Below are 17483 nucleotides of genomic sequence, written 5' to 3'. Positions count from 1 at the left end.
CGGACCATGACCGGGCTGGCCATCGCTGCCCCCAACCCCGCCGCGGCCGACGCCGCCGAGCAGGTCGCGCGGGCCGGGGGCTCCGCGGTCGACGCCGCGATCGCCGCCGCACTGGTCGCGATGGTCAACGAGGTCGGCCTCGTCTCGCTCAGCTCGGGCGGCTTCGTCGCCGTCCAGCCGGCGGGAGGGTCGGCGTACACCGTGGACGGCTGGGTCGACCGCCCCGGGATCGGGCGGGCGCCCGACGCGGAGAAGGCGCGCACCTGGGACGTGACGACGGCGTACGGCGGCGGGGTGACGATCACGATCGGACCGGGGTCGGTCGCCACGCACGGCTCCCTCGCTGCCTTCGGCGAGGCGCACGCGCGGGACGGACGGCTGCCGTGGCGCGAGCTCGTCGCGCCCGCCGTCGACGTGGCCCGCGGCGGCTTCCGGTTGGGCTCGGCGTCGCGCTACTACCTTGACCACGTCCACGAGACCGTCTTCGGCTGGGACCCGGCCAGCCACGACGCGCTGCACGACGCCGACGGACGCGTGACCGCAGACCGGGTCGTGGTCGCGGACCTCGCCGGCACGCTCGAGCACGTCGCCGACGCCGGGGCCCGCGCGATGCACGAGGGCGACCTCGCCGCTCTCCTCGCCGCGGACCTGCAGGCACGCGGTGGGCTGCTCGGCGCGGCCGACCTGGCGGCGTACGCGCCCGTCGTGCGCGCGCCACTGACGACCCGCGTCGGCGGCTGGCGCCTGGCCACCACCCCTCCCCCGTCGGTGGGCGGCGTCGTCGTGGCCTCGATGCTGCGGTTGCTCGACGGCCACCCGCTCGCCGGGTGGGACGACGCCGACGTGGCGCACCTCGTGCGGGTGCAGCGCGCGGTGCTGGGCCACCGACGCGAGGTGCTCGAGACGGCGTCCGACCTGGACGCGGCGTCGCGGGCGTGGCTGGACCGCGTCGACGCCGACCACCGGGCGGTGCTGGAGTCGGGCTCGACCGCGCACGTGTCGGTCACCGACGCCGAGGGGGCCGCCTGCTCGATCACCGTGTCGTCCGGCTACGGCGCCGGGATGATCGCCGCCGGCACCGGCATCTGGCTCAACAACTGCCTCGGCGAGCAGGAGCTCAACCCGCCCGGACGCCCGGTGGCACCCGGGTCCCGGCTGCTGTCGAACATGGCGCCCACCGTCGGCCGGCACGACGACGGCGCCACCCTGGCGATCGGCTCGCCGGGTGCGGACCGGATCACGACGGCCGTGGTGTCGGCGCTCGCGGGCTTCGTCAACGGAGGCCTCGACCTCGCGGCCGCCGTCGCGCACCCGCGCGTGCACGTCCACCGGGCCGGCCTGCCCGACGAGGAGGTGCGCGTCGAGGACGAGCCGTCGATGTACTACGGCGGGGTGGGCGCGGCGCTCACGGGCGCCGACGGGCACCTCGAAGCGGTTGCGGACCCGCGGCGCGAGGGCGTGTCCCGGCTCATCCGCCGCTAGCACCCGCGACCCGGGCTCGCCGGACCGGGTGGGTCGTTGTCAAGTCCGATGTGACGTTTATTACTCATTCGGCGGATTTATTTGCCGTCCCGTTCCTAGGGTGTGGCTGCCCCGGCGGGCAGCACCGGCTGCCGCCATCCGCGTCACGAAGGAATCCGCCACCATGAAGTCCCCCGGCAAGAAGACGACCCAGGTCCTCGCGGTCGTCGCCACCCCCCTCGCCCTCGTCGCGCTCGGCGCGTCCGTCTACCAGGCGTCGTACGCCGCCTTCACCGGCCAGACCCGCAACTCGGGCAACGAGTGGGCCACCGGCTCGGTGAAGCTGACCGACGACGACAACGGCGCCGCCCGCTTCCGCGTGGCCAACATGCTGCCGGGCGACACCCAGACCAAGTGCATCACCGTCACCGCCGACGCCTCGGTCCCGAGCACCGTCAAGGGCTACGCCATCAACCCCGTCACGTCGACCGCGAAGCTCGAGGACCGGGTCAAGGTCACCATCGAGTCCGGCAACGGCGGGTCGTTCGCCGACTGCACCGGCTTCGCCGCGGTCGGCGCACCCCACGTGAGCGACGTCCCCCTGTCGAGCATCGCGCAGGTGAACACCTTCGAGGCCGGCTTCGGCGGCTGGGCGGTCCCCACGGGCGTCTCGTCGAAGACCTACCGCCTGACGTGGCGCTTCGACACCGAGGGCATGACCCAGGCCCAGGTCGACGCCATGCAGGGAGCCAAGACCGGCATCGACATGCAGTGGGAGATGCAGAGCAACTGACCGGCACCGCGCCCGTTGCCCTGACGTTCCCATGACCGCCACGTCCGTCCTCGACGCGGACCTCCAGCGCCCTGCCGCCACGCCGCGGCACGCGTCGGAGGTCCGCGACTGGACCCGTCTCGCGGCGGTGCTCCTGGCCCGGATGTACCGGACGTTCCTGCTCGGGCTGGCGCTCATCGCGGTCGCTCCCGTCGTGCTCGGGTGGGGGTCCTACGTCGTGCGGTCCGGGTCGATGGAGCCCTCCATCCAGGTCGGCGACGTCGTCGTCGCCAAGCCCTGGACCGAGGACCAGCGCGTCCGGGTCGGGCGGGTCTTCGTCTACGACGCCCCCGCCGCGACCACACCGCACCTGATGGTCCACCGCATCGTGGAGCTGCGCGACGACGGCGACTACACCACCGCGGGCGACGCCAACGATCTCACCGACGTCACCCCGCTCCCCCGCAGCGACATCCGCGCGACCGCCGTGCTCCTGGTCCCGCACGTCGGCCTGCCCGTGACGTGGTTCCAGACCGGCCAGTGGCTCCCGTTGGCCGCCTGGCTGCTGCTGACGGCGGCGGCGTTCGCGCTCGCCAGCCGGAGGCTGGAGGGCGAGCCACCGCGGTGGCGGCTGCTGCGGCTCGTCCGCGACCGCTTCTCCCCTCGTCCCCCTCCCGACGGGCCGTCCGGCTCCGGCCGGCCGTCGGGTCCGGGCGGGTCCGCGACCACGACGCACGGACGGGACGGCGTACGCCGCTCGCGCACCCCGCTCCTGGCCGTGGCCTCCTTGGTCGTCGTCGGCACGCTCGCCTCGACCGCCAGCGCCGGCTTCACCGGCCACACCCGCAACAGCGGGTCCACGTGGACCGCCGGCCCCTGGGCGCAGCCCTACGTCAGCGCGGTCCTCGCCGACGCGCCGTACGGCTTCTGGCTGATGGACGAGCCGCGCGGAGCCACCTACGCCGCCGACCGCTCGGGCAACAACCGCACCGGCCAGTTCTACGGCTCGCTCCAACTCGGCACCCCCGGTGGGCTCCCTCGCAACCCCGGCACCGCGGTCGACAACACCGGCGGGCGGGCGGTCCTCGGCACGCAGGCGGTCGCCGCGCCGTCGGCGTACTCGATCGAGCTGTGGTTCCGCACGACCTCCACGTCGCGCAGCTACCTCGCCGGCTTCGAGGACGACCGCGACGCCAGCTACTCGCTGTTCGGCTCCGAGGCCGACCGGTCGGTCACCATGGAGTCGTCAGGGAGGCTCACCTTCGGCACCTGGCCCGGACGCAGCACGGCGATCACGACGCCGCGTCCCTACAACGACGGCGCGTGGCACCACCTCGTCGTCACGAGCACGGCCGGCCGCGCCACCACGATCTACGTCGACGGCGCCGCGGTCGCGAGCGGCACCACGTCCACCCTGCTCAGCTACTCCGGGTTCTGGCGGGTCGGGCAGGGAAGCATCGGGTGGCTCAACACCCCGGCGTTCAACGGCGACCTCGACAACGTCGCGATCTACCACTCCACCCTGCCGGCGACCCGGGTCGCGGCGCACTGGGCGGCACGCTAGGCCTCAGTCCAGGTCGACGGTGAACCACGGCAGCATCAGCTGCGTGAGCGGACCGATCGCGAGGGCGTAGGCGACGGTCCCGATCCCCAGCACCCCGCCGAGCAGCAGGCCGATCACCACGACGGTGACCTCCAGACCGGTGCGCACCAGCCGCAGCGACCAACCGGTGCGACGGGCCAGGCCGGTCATCAGCCCGTCGCGCGGTCCGCGGCCGAGCTGGGCGCCGATGTAGAGGGCGCTCGCCATCCCGCAGAGCACCACGCCGCCGACCATGAGCGCGATGCGCGCCGCGATCGCGTCGGGCTCGACGAGCACGGCGAGCGTCGCGTCGGCGGAGAGGCCGACGACGAAGGCGTTGCTGATGGTGCCCAGCCCGGGCACCTCGCGCAGCGGGATCCAGAGCAGCAGCACCACGAAGCTGAAGAGCACGACGGCCAGGCCCAGCGACATCGGCACGTGGCGCACGAAGCCGGAGTGCAGGACGTCCCACGGCGCGAGCCCGAGGGCACCGCGCACCATCATCGCGAGCGAGACGCCGTAGAGGAACAGCCCGACGTAGAGCTGGGGCAGGCGTCGCGCCAGTCGTCCGGCGCGCAGCTGCGCGAGCGGGCCGAGGTCGACCAGCCCGCCGCGGGGGGCGATCACGGTGCCGGTGGGGACGTCGCAGGGCGTGGTGCTCATGCCTCCATCATGGACGCGATTGGCCTTGTCCGACATAGCCAATCGTGGAACAGTGGCCTGCATGAGTCCGGTGATCAGTGCCCAGCGCGTAGCCAGTCTGGCCGGCGACTTCCCCCGCTCCCCCGCCTACCTCGGCCTCGCGGAGAGCCTGCGGGTGCTCATCGGCGACGGACGGATCGGGATCGGCGTACGGCTTCCGAGCGAGCGCGAGCTCACCGGGGCGCTCGACGTCTCGCGCACGACGGTGACGCGGGCCTACGAGGTGCTGCGCGAGGCGGGGTACGCCGAGGCGCGGCGCGGGTCGGGCACCTTCACCACCGTGCCGGGCGGGCAGCGTCGCGCCCACGACCGATCGCTCCTGCCCGGGACCGGCGGCGAGGACATCATCGACCTCAACTGCGCCGCGCACTCCGCACCGCCCGGGCTCGTGGAGGCCTACCAGCGCGCGACCGAGGAGCTGCCGGCCTACCTCAGCGGCCCGGGGTACTTCCCGCTCGGCGTGCCGGCGCTGCAGGCGCGGATCGCGGCGGCGTACGACGCCCGCGGACTGCCGACGGTGCCCGAGCAGGTCATGGTCACCGCCGGCGCGCTCGCCGCTGCGTCCATCGTCGCGCAGGCCTACACCTCCACCGGCGACCGCGTCGTGGTCGAGTCGCCGACCTACCCCAACGCCACCCAGGCCGTGCGCCACGCGGGTGCGCGACTGGTCCCCGCAGCGGTGGACCCCGACGGGTGGGACCTCGACGCGCTCGCGGCGACGCTGCGGCAGTCGTCGCCGCGGCTGGCCTACCTGATCCCCGACTTCCAGAACCCCACCGGCCACCTCATGTCGGAGGCGCAGCGCGAGGAGCTCGCCGCAGCGCTCGCCCGCACCCGCACGGTGGTGGTCGCCGACGAGGCGCACCAGGCCCTCGCGCTCACGCCCGGGCTCGCGGCGGCGATGCCGCGGCCGCTGGCGGCGTACGCCGACGACGCGATCACCATCGGCAGCGCGAGCAAGTCCTTCTGGGGCGGGCTTCGGCTGGGCTGGGTGCGCGCGCCGCTCGCCGACATGGACCGCCTCATCCACGCCCGCATCGGCCTCGACCTCGGCGCGCCGGTCTTCGAGCAGCTCGTGCTGGCGGACCTGATGGACCACTCCGAGGAGGTGCTCCCCCTGCACCGCGAGCGCCTGGTCGCCGGGCGCGACGCGCTGGTGGCGGCCGTGCGCGAGCACCTCCCAGAGTGGCGCTTCCGCGTCCCCGACGGTGGTCTCGCCCTGTGGTGCGAGCTGCCCGAGGCGCTCGGCACCGCGACCTCGGCCGAGGCCGAGCGGCGGGGCGTGGTGGTCGCCCCCGGGCCGGTCTTCGCCGTCGAGGGCGGCCTCGACCGCTACGTCCGGATCCCGTGGACCGCGTCGCCGGAGACCCTCACCGAGGCCGTACGCCGACTTGCCGGCGCGTGGGAGCACGTGTCGACCACCACCCGGCCGGCGTCGAGCCGCTCGCGCCGCGAAGGTGCCGGCCGGGTGATGGTCGCGTAGGTCAGGTCAGGTCGACCGCGCGCACCGAGGCGGCCTGCATGGCCGTCTCGATCTCGGCCAGCGTCTCGGCCGGGATGGCCGAGTCGACGCTGAGCGCGACGAGGGCGGCGCCGCCCTTGTCCTGGCGCGACACCTGCATGCCGGCGATGTTGACCGAGGCTGCGCCGAGGATGCCGCCGACGGTGCCGACCATGCCCGGACGGTCCTCGTAGGTGAGGAAGGCCAGGTGGGTGGTGGGCTCGATGTCGACGTCGAAGCCGTTGACCTCGACCAGGCGCTCCTTCTGCGCGAGACCCACGAGGGTTCCGCTCACGGAGACCTGGGTGCCGTCGGCGAGCGTGCCGCGCAGCGTGATCAGGTTGCGGTGGTCGGGGCTCTCCGACTCCGTCACCAGGCGCACCTCGGTGCCACGCTCGGCGGCGAGGAGCGGCGCGTTGACGTAGGAGACCTGCTCCTCGACGATGTCGGCGAAGACGCCCTTGAGTGCGGCCAGCTCGAGCACCTTGACGTCGTACTCGGTGATCTCGCCGCGCACCTCCACGTCGAGCGCGCTCGCGACCTCGCCGGCCAGCGCGGTGAAGACGCGGCCGAGCTTCTCGGTCAGCGGGATGCCGGGGCGTACGTCCTCGGCGATGACGCCACCCTGGACGTTCACCGCGTCGGGCACGAGCTCGCCGCTGAGCGCGAGGCGCACCGAGCGGGCCACCGCGATGCCGGCCTTCTCCTGCGCCTCGTCGGTGGACGCCCCGAGGTGGGGCGTGGCGACGACGTTCTCCAGCTCGAAGAGCGGGCTGTCGGTGCAGGGCTCGCTGGCGAAGACGTCGAGGCCGGCGGCGGCGATCTGGCCGGTCTTGAGGGCGTCGTAGAGGGCGGCCTCGTCGACGATGCCGCCGCGGGCTGCGTTGACCAGCACGAGGCTCTGCTTGGCGGCGGCGAGCTGCTCGGCGCCGATGAGGCCGACGGTCTCGGGGGTCTTGGGCAGGTGCACGCTCATGAAGTCCGACTCCGCGAGCAGCGTGTCGAGGTCGACGAGGCGTACGCCCATCTGCGCGGCGCGGCCGGCCTGGACGTAGGGGTCGTAGGCGATGACCTTCATGCCGAAGGCGCTGAGGCGCTGGGCGACCAGGACGCCGATGCGGCCGAGGCCGACGATGCCGACGGTCTTCTCGTAGAGCTCGATGCCGGTGTACTTCGAGCGCTTCCACTCGCCGTTCTTCAGCGCCGCGTGCGCGGGGCTGATGTGGCGGGCCGCGGCGAGCATCAGCGCGACGGCGAGCTCGGCGGCGCTGACGATGTTGGAGGTCGGCGCGTTGACGACCATCACGCCGGCCTGGGTGGAGGCCTTGACGTCGACGTTGTCGAGGCCGACGCCGGCGCGGGCGACGACCTTGAGCTTCGCTGCCGCGGCGAGGGCCTCGGCGTCGACCTTGGTCGCGGAGCGGACCAGGATCGCGTCGACGTCGGCGATCGCGGGGATCAGCTCGGCGCGGTCCGCGCCGTTGCAGTGGCGGATCTCGAAGTCGGGACCGAGCGCCTCGATGGTGGCGGGGCTCAGCTCTTCGGCGATGAGTACGACGGGCTTGGCGGGTGCGTTCACAGCGGGTTCCTCAGTGGAAGATCACGGACGATCATGGAAGATCCGGGACTGCACGACGCTGTGCCCGGCCCACACTACCCGCGAGTCCGGTGCGGGCCGAACCCGTCCCACTCCTCAGGTCGCGGGGCCCGTCATGTCGGTCCCGCACCGCTGTCGGTGGGCGCTCCTACGATGACCGGATGGGTGCGATGGACGACGCCGAGCAGCTCGAGCCGGCGGGGGTCGAGCAGTGGAGCGCCTGGCTGCGCGACCACCACACCCAGCCGTCCGGGGTGTGGCTGGTGAGCCCTCGCCGCGCCGGCGACCGCCCCTTCTCCTACGAGGCGGCCGTGGTGGAGGCGCTGCGCTTCGGCTGGGTCGACTCGACCGTCCGACCCGTCGACGAGCACCGCTCGATGCAGTGGTTCGCCCCACGACGCTCCGGCAGCATGTGGACGCGGATCAACAAGGGCCGGGTCGCGCGCCTCGAGGAGGCCGGACTGATGGAGCCGGCCGGTGCTGCTGCCGTGACCGTGGCGAAGGAGACGGGCATGTGGACGCTGATGGACGCCGTCGAGGACTGCGTCGTGCCCGACGACCTGGCCGCGGCCTTCGACCGCCACCCGGGCTCGCGCGCGCACTGGGACTCGTGGTCGGCGGCCGCGCAGAAGATGATCCTGACGTGGGTCGTCCTGGCCAAGCGTCCCGAGACCCGGGCCGCGCGCGTGGCCGCCACGGCCGAGAAGGCGGCCCGGGGAGAGAAGTCCCGCCCCTAGGCTCCTCGGCCGTGCCTCAGACGGGGCAGCCGTCGGGGCCGCACTCCGCGGCGCCGTCGCCGCCGGCGGCGAGCACCTCGATCTGGGGGTGCGACTCCGACCAGGCCCGCTCGAGCACCTGGGTGAACGTCTCGGTCGGCTGCGCCCCGGAGACGCCGTACTTCTGGTCGATGACGAAGAACGGCACCCCGCTGGCGCCGTAGGCCTGCGCCTGCTCGACGTCGGCGTGCACGTCGGCCTCGAACTCACGCGAGGCCAGCACCTCGTCGACGCGCGCGGCGTCGAGTCCCGCGCCGACCGCGACCTCGCGCAGCACCACGTGGTCGGCGACGTTGCGTGCCTCGGTGAAGTACGCCGCGAGCAGCGCCTCCTTCACCTGCCCCTGCAGCTCGTTGCCACCCTCGGCGTGGCCGAGGTGGATCAGGCGGTGCGCGTCGACGGTGTTGAGGTGGAGGGTCTGCGAGAGCCGGTAGACCAGCCCCTCCTCGGCCGCGACGGCCTCGACGCGGTCCTGCATCTGCTGTGCGCCGGCGGCCGACTGGCCGTACTTGCGGGCGATCATCTCCACCGCCCGCTCGGTCGGCTCGGTGGGTGCGCCGGGGTCGAGCTGGTAGGAGCGCCAGCGCACCTCCACCTCGTCGGCGTGGTCGAACGCGGCCAGGGCGTTCTCGATGCGGCGCTTGCCGATGTAGCACCAGGGGCAGACGACGTCGGACCAGATCTCGATCAACACGTGTGCCCCAACACCGGCGTCGGCCCGGGTGTTCCCGCGCGTCCTCGGGGTTGAGTCGCTGGGAGACTCAACCCGTATCCCGGGCGTGTCGCGCCCGGGAGGCGGAGGTCAGGACTCCTGACGGGCGACGGTGCGCCGACGGAGGAGGTAGCCCCCGGCCAGGCCGATGACCAGCGAGAACAGGACGCCGAGGTTGGCGAAGGCCCACGCGCCGTCGCGACCGCCGAGGCCGAGCGGGCCGAGGAGGTAGCCCTGCCAGTTGTTCCAGGAGGCGTCGTCGCTGAACGAGTTGATGACCAGCCCCCACCCGACGACGGAGGCGACGACCATCGTGGCGATGGAGGTCCAGTCGACGGCGCCGTAGCGGCCCGAGGCGTCGAAGAGCGCCTCGTCGTCGTAGTCGCGGCGACGCAGGGCGAGGTCGGCGATCATGATCCCGGCCCAGGCCGCGAGCGGGACGCCGAGGGTGATGAGGAAGCTCTGGAACGGGCCGGCGAAGTCCTCGGCGACGAACACGACGTAGAACGTGCCGAGCGTCAGCAGCACGCCGTCGACGGCAGCGGCCTGGGGCCGCGTGAGCTTCACCCCGAGCGAGAGCAGCGTGAGGCCCGAGGAGTAGATGCCGAGCACGGCGCCGCTGACCAGCGAGAGGACCGCGGCCAGCAGGAACGGGACGAGGAACCACGTCGGGAGCAGGGTGGCGAGCGTGCCGATCGGGTCGCCTGCGACCCCGTCGAGGATCTCGGTCGAGGAGCCCGCGAGGGCGAGGCCGAAGAGCACCAGCACGACCGGCGCCAGCGCGCCACCGAAGGTGTTCCACGCGACGATCGAGGGCCCGGAGGCGGTGCGCTTCTGGTAGCGCGACCAGTCGGCCGCGATGTTGATCCAGCCGAGGCCGAAGCCCGTCATCACCATCACCAGCGCGCCGATCACCGCCTGCGTGGAGCCGGCCGGGATGGCCTGCACCGCCGACCAGTCGATGTCGTCGAGGGTGAGCACCATGTAGAGCACGGTCACGGCGCCGGTGATCCACGTCAGCACCGACTGCATCCGCATGATGACGTGGTAGCCCGCGACGCTCGCCGCGACGATCAGCGAAGCGACCACGACGGCCGCGACGATCTTGGTGCCGGTGCCGCCGCCCCACCCGAGACGCGTGAAGATCGTCGACGTCGCCAGGACCGCGAGGATGGCGAGGAAGGTCTCCCAGCCGATCGAGACCAGCCACGAGATGACGCCGGGCACCTTCTGGCCCCGCACGCCGAACGCCGCGCGACTCAGGATCATCGTCGGCGCGGACCCGCGCTTGCCCGCGATCGCGATCACCCCGCACAGGGCGAAGGACACCACGATGCCGACCACCGAGACCAGCACGCCCTGCCAGAACGAGATCCCGAAGTAGAGGACGAACGAGGCGTAGCTCAGGCCGAAGACCGACACGTTGGCGGCGAACCACGGCCAGAACAGGTCGCGGGGCCGTGCGGTCCGCGCCGACTCCTCGATGATCTCGATCCCGGTGGTCTCCAAGCCGAGACGGCGGGTCTGCTCGAGGCCCGTGCCGCTGGTCGCTGTGTCGCTCATGGCTGAATCGTAGGCCCGGGTACGACGACGGCGCGCCGGGCAGGAGGTCGGTCCTGCCCGGCGCGCCGTACGAGGTGTGCGCGGGTGTCGCGTCAGCGCGCGGCGGTGCCCTCGACGTAGTCGGTGTCGTGCGACTTCACCCACGCCATGAGCTTGCGCAGCTCGCGACCGGTCTGCTCGATGGGGTGGGACTCACCCTTCTTGCGGAACTCGGTGAACTCCGGCGAGCCGTTGTCCATGTCGGTGATGAAGCGCTCGGCGAACGCGCCGTTCTTGATGTCGGCGAGCACGTCCTCCATGTTCTTCTTCACGTCCGGGGTGATCACGCGCGGGCCGGAGACGTAGTCACCGAACTCGGCGGTGTCGGAGACCGACCAGCGCTGCTTGGCGATGCCGCCCTCGTACATCAGGTCGACGATGAGCTTGAGCTCGTGCAGGCACTCGAAGTAGGCCACCTCGGGCTGGTAACCCGCCTCGGTGAGCACCTCGAAGCCGTACTGCACGAGCTGCGAGGCGCCGCCGCAGAGCACGGCCTGCTCGCCGAACAGGTCGGTCTCGGTCTCCTCGGTGAAGGTGGTCTTGATGCCGCCGGCGCGCAGGCCGCCGATCGCCTTGGCGTAGGACAGCGCCAGGTCCCAGGCCTTGCCGGACTCGTCCTTCTCGACCGCGACGAGGACCGGCACGCCGCGCCCGTCGACGTACTCACGACGCACGAGGTGTCCGGGGCCCTTGGGCGCGACCATGAAGACGTCGACGCCGGCGGGCGGGGTGATGTAGCCGAAGCGGATGTTGAAGCCGTGGCCGAACACGAGGGTGTCGCCGGGGGTGAGGGCGGGCTCGATCTCCTCGGCGTAGAGCTTCCGCTGGTGCTGGTCGGGCGCGAGGATGACGATCAGGTCGGCCTCCTCCGCGGCCTCGCGGGGCGTGAGGACGCGCAGGCCCTCGGCCTCGGCCTTGTCGCGGCTCTTCGAGCCGGGCTGCAGCCCGATCCGGACGTCGACGCCGGAGTCGCGCAGGGACAGCGCGTGGGCGTGGCCCTGGCTGCCGTAGCCGATCACCGCGACGTTCTTGCCCTGGATCAGGCTCAGGTCGGCGTCGTCGTCGTAGAACATCTCAGCCACTGGGGGCTCTCCTTCATGGGTTGGGGTGGAACTCGTGATCGAGCAGCCGCGCGGAGCGGCGTGTGGAGATCGGATCAACCAGCGATCGTGATCGCGGAAACGGGGGCAGGGACGGTGACGGTGCGCTGCGGGCGCTCGCTGATCGAGCGCGAGCCGCGACCGATCGCCACCATGCCGGACTGGACGAGCTCGCGGATGCCGAAGGGCTCCAGCACGCGGAGCAGGTCGGCGAGCTTGTCGGCGTTGCCGACGGCCTGGACGGTGACGGCGTCCGGCGCCACGTCGACCACCTTGGCGCGGAACAGCTGGACGGCGTCGAGGACCGCACCGCGCGTGGTGGCGTCGGCGCGGACCTTGACGAGCAGGAGCTCGCGGTTGACCGAGGCGGAGCCGTCGAGCTCGACGATCTTGATGACCTCGACCAGCTTGTTGAGCTGCTTGGTGACCTGCTCGAGCGGGGACTCCTCGACGTTGACCACGATGGTCATCCGCGAGATCTCCGGGTGCTCGGTCGGGCCGACGGCGAGGCTGTCGATGTTGAAGCCGCGGCGCGAGAACAGCCCCGCGATGCGGGCCAGGACGCCGGGCTTGTTCTCGACCAGGACGGACAGGGTGTGCTTGTTCATCACAGGTCATCCTCGTCGAACTGGGGCGCGAGGTCGCGCGCGTACTGGATCTCGTCGTTGCTGCTGCCGGCGGCGACCATCGGCCACACCATCGCGTCGCGGTGGACGCGGAAGTCGACCACGACCGGCTGGTCGTCGATCGCCATCGCCTTCTCGATCGTGGCGTCGACCTCCTCGGGAGACTCGCACGCCAGGCCCACGCAGCCGTAGGCGTCGGCGAGCTTGACGAAGTCGGGGATCCGCTTGGAGTGCAGGTCGGTGTTGGAGTAGCGCTCGTTGTAGAACAGCGTCTGCCACTGGCGCACCATGCCGAGGGACTCGTTGTTGATGATCGCGACCTTGATCGGGATGTCGTTGATCGCGCAGGTAGCGAGCTCCTGGTTGGTCATCTGGAAGCACCCGTCACCGTCGATCGCCCAGACCGTGGAGTCGGGCATCCCGACCTTGGCGCCCATGGCCGCCGGCACCGAGAAGCCCATCGTGCCGAGCCCACCGGAGTTCAGCCACGTGTTGGGCCGCTCGTAGTCGATGAAGTGGGCCGCCCACATCTGGTGCTGGCCGACCCCCGAGGTGAAGATCGTCTCGGGCCCGGCGATCGCACCGAGCCGCTCGATGACGTACTGCGGGGACAGCGAGCCGTCGGCGGGGGCGTCGTAGCCGAGCGGGTAGCTCTTCTTCAGCCCGGCGAGGAAGGCGACCCAGGACTCGTAGTCACCGTCGGCGCCCTCGGCCTGCAGCAGCGCGACGAGCTGGGCGATGACCTCGCGGCAGTCGCCCACGATCGGCACGTCGGCGTGGCGGTTCTTGCCGATCTCGGCCGGGTCGATGTCGGCGTGGATGACCAGCGCGTTGGGGGCGAAGGAGTCAAGGTTGCCCGTCACCCGGTCGTCGAAGCGCGCTCCGAGGCTGATGATGAGGTCGCTCTTCTGCAGGCCTGCGACCGCCGCCACCGTGCCGTGCATGCCGGGCATGCCGAGGTGCTGCGGGTTGCTGTCGGGGAAGGCGCCGCGCGCCATCAGCGTGGTGACGACCGGGATGCCGGTGAGCGCGGCCAGCTGGGCCAGCTCGCGCGATGCGCGGGCGCGGATGACGCCACCGCCGACGTAGAGCACCGGGCGCCGGGCTTCGCGGATCAGGCGCACGGCCTCCTTGATCTGCTTGGCGTGGGGCGTGGTGACGGGCCGGTAGCCCGGCAGCTGCAGCTCGGTCGGCCAGGCGAAGGTGGTCTGCGCCTGCAGCGCCGACTTCGCGACGTCGACCAGCACCGGGCCGGGGCGACCGGTGGAGGCGATGTGGAAGGCCTCGGCGATGGTGCGCGGGATGTCGGCCGGGTTGGTGACCAGGAAGTTGTGCTTGGTGATCGGCATCGTGATGCCGCGGATGTCGGCCTCCTGGAAGGCGTCGGTGCCGATCATCGCGGCGCCGACCTGGCCGGTGACGGCGACCATCGGCACCGAGTCCATGTGCGCGTCGGCCAGCGGCGTCACCAGGTTGGTCGCGCCCGGCCCCGAGGTGGCCATGCAGACCCCGACGCGTCCGGTCGCCGAGGCGTACCCCTGCGCGGCGTGCCCGGCACCCTGCTCGTGGCGGACCAAGATGTGCCGGATCCGCGTGGAGTCCATCAGCGGGTCGTACGCCGGGAGGATCGCGCCGCCGGGGATGCCGAAGATGTCGGTCACGCCGGCCGCCTCCAGGGACGTCACGAGGCTCTGCGCTCCCGTGACCGATCCGCTGCCCTGTCCGCCCTGCTCCGTCATGGTTCTTCTTCCGTCGTGTTCGGCCCAACAAAAAACCCCTCGGCCCGGTGGGCGACGAGGGGTGACGCGTGTGCCTGCGGCCTGGGGCCTCAGCTCACGCGTCGCGTGCGTACAAGAATCTCGGTGCGCATGCGACAACCGTCGTCGCCGGGAGCCTCCGGCGTCAAGCAAGTGTGACAGTCGTCCCAACATGTGGAACACGAGTCCCACGATGTGGCAAGGCGGGCGTGGTCAGCGGTCCAGCGGGGTGCAGATGCACGAGCGATTGCCGTCTGCGTCCTCGATCACCCAGTACGACGGGGCAGCGGCGTCGCTGACCAGCCGTCCCCCGGCGTCGAGGACGGCCTGCAGCCGCCGCTCCCCCTCGTCGTGCGGCACCCAGACGTCGAGGTGCCAGCGCTGGTCGTGGTCCTGCTCGGGCAGCTCGGGCCCGGTCTCGTCCTCGCTCGTCGCGGGCTCCTGGAACCACAGCGTGGAGACCTGACCGCTCGGGTCGACGGGCTCGCCGTCCTTGACCTCGCCACCGATGAGCGCGGCGTAGAACGGAGCGAGCCGCTCGCCGTCCACGGTGTCGAGCCCGGGCTCGACCTGGGTCAGCCCGGAGACGTCCGCCGTGGCGCCCAGCTCGGCGGCGAAGCCGCTGATCCGACGCGCGAGGTCGACGTCGCGGCTGGTGATGCCGCCGACGTCGTGGCTGGACAGGGTGACGATCACCTCGGGATAGGTCAGCGAGACGTCCGGGTGGTGGTCTGCCTCGTCGGCGGCCGCGCCGATCCGGTCCACCAGGGCCACACCGGTCGCGAAGTCGCCGGTGCGGAAGCGTGCCCGGAGCCGGTTGAGCACCACGCGCCAGTCGTCGAGGCCTGCCGCGAGGAGGTCGTCGTGGGACAGGCGTGCCTTCGGGTCAGCGGTCGGGTCGCTCATGGGACCGACCCTGCCACGGGCCACCGACAGCGGCCACCCCCGCCGGGATCAGGCCAGGGTCTGGGTGATCTCGTGGCGGTCACCGTCGACCACCACGCGCGCCAGGGCGCCGTTGACCAGCGGCAGGTGCGGCGGCACGTGCCCGATCTCGAGGTCCCACACGATCGGCAGGTCGAGCCGGCCCAACGCGTCGAGCACCGCCTGCCGCTGCGTGAGGTCGGGGTGGTCGGGCGCCCTGGTGCTGCCCACCAGCACCGCCGCTGCGCGGTCGAACCAGCCCGCCAGCCTCATGCCGTGCAGGAAGCGGCAGATGTCGACGGCGTGGTCCTCGCAGGCCTCGACGTAGACGATCGTCGGCTCGTCCAGCGCCTCCGCCCAGGCCCGCACGTCGCCGTACGGCGTCCCGGCGAGGTGGCCGATCGTCTCGATGCAGCCGCCGACGAGCCTCGCCGACGTGTCGAGGCTGCCACCCCCGTGGAGCTCCCAGGCGCCCGTGCCCACGTGCTTCCACGTCGTGGCGAGCGGGTCCTCCTCGAAGCGCCACCAGTCGGTGACGACCCCTGAGTCGCGCTGGACGAACGGGCCCGGGCCGCTGACGAGGTCGAGCCAGTGCAGCAGCCCGTCGGGGACGGCGTACGGCGTGTCCGCGAGGTTGTCGCCGTGGACCGTGGCCCACCCCAGGCTGGTGGTGATCGGGAGCAGGACCGTGGAGAGGTCCGAGAAGCCGACCAGCCACGTCGGCTCGGCCGCAGCGAGGGTGTCCCAGTCCAGGAGGTCGACCAGGTCGATGGCGGTCTCGCCGCCCCACGGGGGGACGACGCACGCGACGTCGGGGTCGGCGAGCATCCGGGTGAGCTCGGCGGCGCGCGCAGCCGCCGGCGCGGACGTCAGGCCGGTGCCGTCCATGCACTCCCCCACCACGACGTCGTACCCACGCTCGCGGAGCCATCCGACGCAGAAGTCGATGCGCGCAGCGGCAGCGCCCGCCACCCCGGCCGACGGCGAGGTGACACCGATGCGGTCGCCGGGACGGAGCGGGCGCGGGAAGCGCAGCGGCATGTCCATCCCCGGAGTCTGCCACCCTGTGTCCATGGGTTTCGGTGACGTCCTGGGCCAGGCCATCCACTCCTCCAGCGCGGTGCCGCGCCTCTACGTCGCCGCACGGAAGGCAGGGCTGGGGACCTCGGACGCGCTCAAGGCGCTCCGCATCTCCCGCGACGCGATGACCAGCGCCGCCCAGCACGGGCGGGGCGTGCCCGGACGCGCCAACGCCATGCGGCACTTCATGTGGCAGGCCGTCCTGACGGCGCGCTTCGGGCTCGACGCCGCCCGCACGATCGCGGCCGCGCAGGAGGCCGGCACTCCGAGTCGGAAGGACTCGCGGGTGGACGCGCACAACAACGAGGTCGGCCAGGCCTACGGCGCCGAGCACGCCGCCGACCTCCGGCCGCTCACCCCCGGCGAGGCGATGGCGAGCCTGGTGCCGGTGGCGCTGGCGAAGTGGGAGTCCGACGAGCTGGTCTGGGTGCGGTAGTCACCAGGCAGTGAGGCCCTCGCGGTCGTGCTCCCCGTCGGGCCACACCGCACGCACCACGCCGGCCGCGGCGAGCGCCTTGCGGCAGCCGGGGCACGGCGGGTCGGTGATGTAGGCCGTGGCGCCCTTGGTGTCGCGGGTGGCGAACAGCAGCGCGTTGACCTCGGCGTGGATGGCGATGCAGAACCCGGGCGTGCCGGGCCGGTCGTAGTCACCCAGCCCGGGCACGTCGTCGTACCCGAGGCGGCCGCGCGGGCAGGCGCCGGCCAGGCAGTCGTCCTCGCCGGGCGCAGCGCCGTTGTAGCCCGTGGCGATGATGCGGTGCTCGATCGTCAGCACCGCGCCGACGCGGCGGCGCGTGCACTTCGCGCGCGCCGAGACGGCTGAGGCGATGCCGAGGAAGTAGTCGTCCCAGCCGGGGACCGTCGGGGGCTGGCTCACGGGAGGACAGACTGCCCGATCTCGCCGGGGTTGTAGGCGACTTCCCAGCGGAAGCCGTCCGGGTCGGCGAAGTAGCCGGTGTAGCCGCCCCACTCGCGCTCCGCGGCCTCGCCCACCTCGCTCGCCCCGGCGACCCGGGCTTGCTCGAGCACCGTGTCGACGCCGCGGGCGGTGGCGAGGTTGTGGGCGAGCGTGATCGGGGGTACGCCGCCGCGCGCCGGCGGGTGCCCGATCTCGGCGGTGAAGCCGCGCTCGTCCCACAGGCTCAGCACGACCTTGTCGGCGACCCGGAACATAAGGACCTCGTCCGGCTCGTCGATCTCGGGCTCCCACCCGAGCCCCTCGACGTAGAAGCGCCGCGAGGCACCGAGGTCGGCCACGGCGAGGGTGATGAAGCTGACGCGCTGGTCCATG

At 72.4% G+C, this 17483-nt stretch carries 17 protein-coding genes; 6 read left to right on the top strand and 11 right to left on the bottom strand.

The genetic code is table 11. The features are described from left to right. The first annotated feature begins 6 nt into the window (after positions 1 to 6). The 3 genes from IRX98_RS10620 (at position 7) to IRX98_RS10610 (ending at position 3797) form a co-directional block, all read left to right on the top strand. Complete coding sequence (locus tag IRX98_RS10620; RefSeq protein ID WP_224276550.1) at positions 7 to 1482, top strand: gamma-glutamyltransferase; 1476 nt, start codon at positions 7 to 9, stop codon at positions 1480 to 1482. A gap of 163 nt (positions 1483 to 1645) precedes the next feature. Beyond that, positions 1646 to 2254 carry a hypothetical protein gene (locus IRX98_RS10615; protein ID WP_224276548.1) on the top strand — a complete coding sequence of 203 codons (609 nt, stop codon included), beginning with the start codon at positions 1646 to 1648 and terminating at the stop codon, positions 2252 to 2254. Positions 2255 to 2285: 31 nt separating this feature from the next. Next, a complete protein-coding gene (locus IRX98_RS10610) occupies positions 2286 to 3797 on the top strand; it encodes a signal peptidase I (RefSeq protein ID WP_224276546.1) in 1512 nt (503 codons plus the stop codon). A 3-nt stretch (positions 3798 to 3800) separates the two neighbouring features. On the opposite strand, the gene yczE is transcribed toward IRX98_RS10610, so the two are convergent. Next, positions 3801 to 4478: a membrane protein YczE gene (gene yczE / locus IRX98_RS10605; protein WP_224276544.1), complete on the bottom strand. Its 678-nt coding sequence runs from the start codon at positions 4476 to 4478 to the stop codon at positions 3801 to 3803. A 61-nt stretch (positions 4479 to 4539) separates the two neighbouring features. On the opposite strand from yczE, the gene yczR reads away from it, so the two are divergent. Then, a complete protein-coding gene (yczR, locus tag IRX98_RS10600; protein WP_224276542.1) occupies positions 4540 to 6000 on the top strand; it encodes a MocR-like transcription factor YczR in 1461 nt (486 codons plus the stop codon). Between the two features lies 1 nt (position 6001). On the opposite strand, the gene serA is transcribed toward yczR, so the two are convergent. After that, positions 6002 to 7597 carry a phosphoglycerate dehydrogenase gene (serA, locus tag IRX98_RS10595; RefSeq protein ID WP_224276540.1) on the bottom strand — a complete coding sequence of 532 codons (1596 nt, stop codon included), beginning with the start codon at positions 7595 to 7597 and terminating at the stop codon, positions 6002 to 6004. Positions 7598 to 7776: 179 nt separating this feature from the next. Here serA and IRX98_RS10590 point away from each other — a divergent pair, with 179 nt between their 5' ends. Beyond that, complete coding sequence (locus tag IRX98_RS10590) at positions 7777 to 8352, top strand: YdeI/OmpD-associated family protein (protein ID WP_224276538.1); 576 nt, start codon at positions 7777 to 7779, stop codon at positions 8350 to 8352. A gap of 16 nt (positions 8353 to 8368) precedes the next feature. Here the strand turns inward: IRX98_RS10590 and IRX98_RS10585 are convergent, their stop codons facing one another. The 7 genes from IRX98_RS10585 to IRX98_RS10555 all read right to left on the bottom strand — a co-directional run bounded on the left by IRX98_RS10585 (position 8369) and on the right by IRX98_RS10555 (position 16159). Beyond that, positions 8369 to 9085, bottom strand: a complete 717-nt coding sequence (locus IRX98_RS10585; RefSeq protein ID WP_224276536.1) for a DsbA family oxidoreductase — start codon at positions 9083 to 9085, stop codon at positions 8369 to 8371. Positions 9086 to 9193: 108 nt separating this feature from the next. Beyond that, positions 9194 to 10666, bottom strand: coding sequence for a purine-cytosine permease family protein (locus IRX98_RS10580; protein ID WP_224276534.1), 1473 nt, complete (start codon positions 10664 to 10666; stop codon positions 9194 to 9196). A gap of 92 nt (positions 10667 to 10758) precedes the next feature. Continuing rightward, positions 10759 to 11787 (bottom strand): ketol-acid reductoisomerase, encoded by a 1029-nt coding sequence (gene ilvC, locus IRX98_RS10575; protein WP_277988306.1) that lies wholly within the window; start codon positions 11785 to 11787, stop codon positions 10759 to 10761. Between the two features lie 74 nt (positions 11788 to 11861). Continuing rightward, on the bottom strand, positions 11862 to 12413 hold the full coding sequence (ilvN, locus tag IRX98_RS10570) for an acetolactate synthase small subunit (protein ID WP_224276532.1): 552 nt from the start codon (positions 12411 to 12413) through the stop codon (positions 11862 to 11864). Continuing rightward, entirely contained in the window at positions 12413 to 14170 is a 1758-nt protein-coding gene (locus tag IRX98_RS10565; RefSeq protein ID WP_224276530.1) for an acetolactate synthase large subunit, read from the bottom strand. Before IRX98_RS10565 ends, ilvN begins: the two co-directional genes overlap by 1 nt. A gap of 231 nt (positions 14171 to 14401) precedes the next feature. Next, a complete protein-coding gene (locus IRX98_RS10560) occupies positions 14402 to 15094 on the bottom strand; it encodes a 4a-hydroxytetrahydrobiopterin dehydratase (protein ID WP_224276528.1) in 693 nt (230 codons plus the stop codon). 48 nt (positions 15095 to 15142) lie between these two features. Continuing rightward, on the bottom strand, positions 15143 to 16159 hold the full coding sequence (locus IRX98_RS10555) for a S66 family peptidase (RefSeq protein WP_224276526.1): 1017 nt from the start codon (positions 16157 to 16159) through the stop codon (positions 15143 to 15145). 25 nt (positions 16160 to 16184) lie between these two features. Here IRX98_RS10555 and IRX98_RS10550 point away from each other — a divergent pair, with 25 nt between their 5' ends. Further along, a complete protein-coding gene (locus IRX98_RS10550) occupies positions 16185 to 16628 on the top strand; it encodes a DUF6973 domain-containing protein (RefSeq protein ID WP_224276524.1) in 444 nt (147 codons plus the stop codon). Here IRX98_RS10550 and IRX98_RS10545 read toward each other — a convergent pair whose 3' ends face one another. Both IRX98_RS10545 and IRX98_RS10540 read right to left on the bottom strand, forming a co-directional pair. After that, the gene (locus IRX98_RS10545; RefSeq protein ID WP_224276522.1) at positions 16629 to 17069 is read right to left on the bottom strand and encodes a deoxycytidylate deaminase; all 441 of its coding nucleotides are present in this window, start codon (positions 17067 to 17069) and stop codon (positions 16629 to 16631) included. Beyond that, a complete protein-coding gene (locus tag IRX98_RS10540) occupies positions 17066 to 17482 on the bottom strand; it encodes a VOC family protein (protein WP_224276520.1) in 417 nt (138 codons plus the stop codon). Before IRX98_RS10540 ends, IRX98_RS10545 begins: the two co-directional genes overlap by 4 nt. Position 17483: the final 1 nt, after the last annotated feature.

This window comes from Nocardioides lacusdianchii (assembly GCF_020102855.1).
GTDB lineage: Bacteria > Actinomycetota > Actinomycetes > Propionibacteriales > Nocardioidaceae > Nocardioides > Nocardioides lacusdianchii.
Note: the sequence above shows the minus strand (reverse complement) of the source record. Positions and strands in the feature narration are given on the sequence as shown.

What these genes read in the sequence shown, in the direction of transcription:
- IRX98_RS10540 (WP_224276520.1), bottom strand. Translation starts at nt 17,482, where the DNA reads ATGGACCAGCGCGTCAGCTTCATCACCCTCGCCGTGGCCGACCTCGGT.
- IRX98_RS10560 (WP_224276528.1), bottom strand. Translation starts at nt 15,094, where the DNA reads ATGAGCGACCCGACCGCTGACCCGAAGGCACGCCTGTCCCACGACGAC.
- IRX98_RS10580 (WP_224276534.1), bottom strand. Translation starts at nt 10,666, where the DNA reads ATGAGCGACACAGCGACCAGCGGCACGGGCCTCGAGCAGACCCGCCGT.
- IRX98_RS10615 (WP_224276548.1), top strand. Translation starts at nt 1,646, where the DNA reads ATGAAGTCCCCCGGCAAGAAGACGACCCAGGTCCTCGCGGTCGTCGCC.
- IRX98_RS10555 (WP_224276526.1), bottom strand. Translation starts at nt 16,159, where the DNA reads ATGGACATGCCGCTGCGCTTCCCGCGCCCGCTCCGTCCCGGCGACCGC.
- IRX98_RS10620 (WP_224276550.1), top strand. Translation starts at nt 7, where the DNA reads ATGACCGGGCTGGCCATCGCTGCCCCCAACCCCGCCGCGGCCGACGCC.
- yczE (WP_224276544.1), bottom strand. Translation starts at nt 4,478, where the DNA reads ATGAGCACCACGCCCTGCGACGTCCCCACCGGCACCGTGATCGCCCCC.
- yczR (WP_224276542.1), top strand. Translation starts at nt 4,540, where the DNA reads ATGAGTCCGGTGATCAGTGCCCAGCGCGTAGCCAGTCTGGCCGGCGAC.
- ilvN (WP_224276532.1), bottom strand. Translation starts at nt 12,413, where the DNA reads ATGAACAAGCACACCCTGTCCGTCCTGGTCGAGAACAAGCCCGGCGTC.
- IRX98_RS10610 (WP_224276546.1), top strand. Translation starts at nt 2,286, where the DNA reads ATGACCGCCACGTCCGTCCTCGACGCGGACCTCCAGCGCCCTGCCGCC.
- IRX98_RS10565 (WP_224276530.1), bottom strand. Translation starts at nt 14,170, where the DNA reads ATGACGGAGCAGGGCGGACAGGGCAGCGGATCGGTCACGGGAGCGCAG.
- IRX98_RS10550 (WP_224276524.1), top strand. Translation starts at nt 16,185, where the DNA reads ATGGGTTTCGGTGACGTCCTGGGCCAGGCCATCCACTCCTCCAGCGCG.
- IRX98_RS10590 (WP_224276538.1), top strand. Translation starts at nt 7,777, where the DNA reads ATGGGTGCGATGGACGACGCCGAGCAGCTCGAGCCGGCGGGGGTCGAG.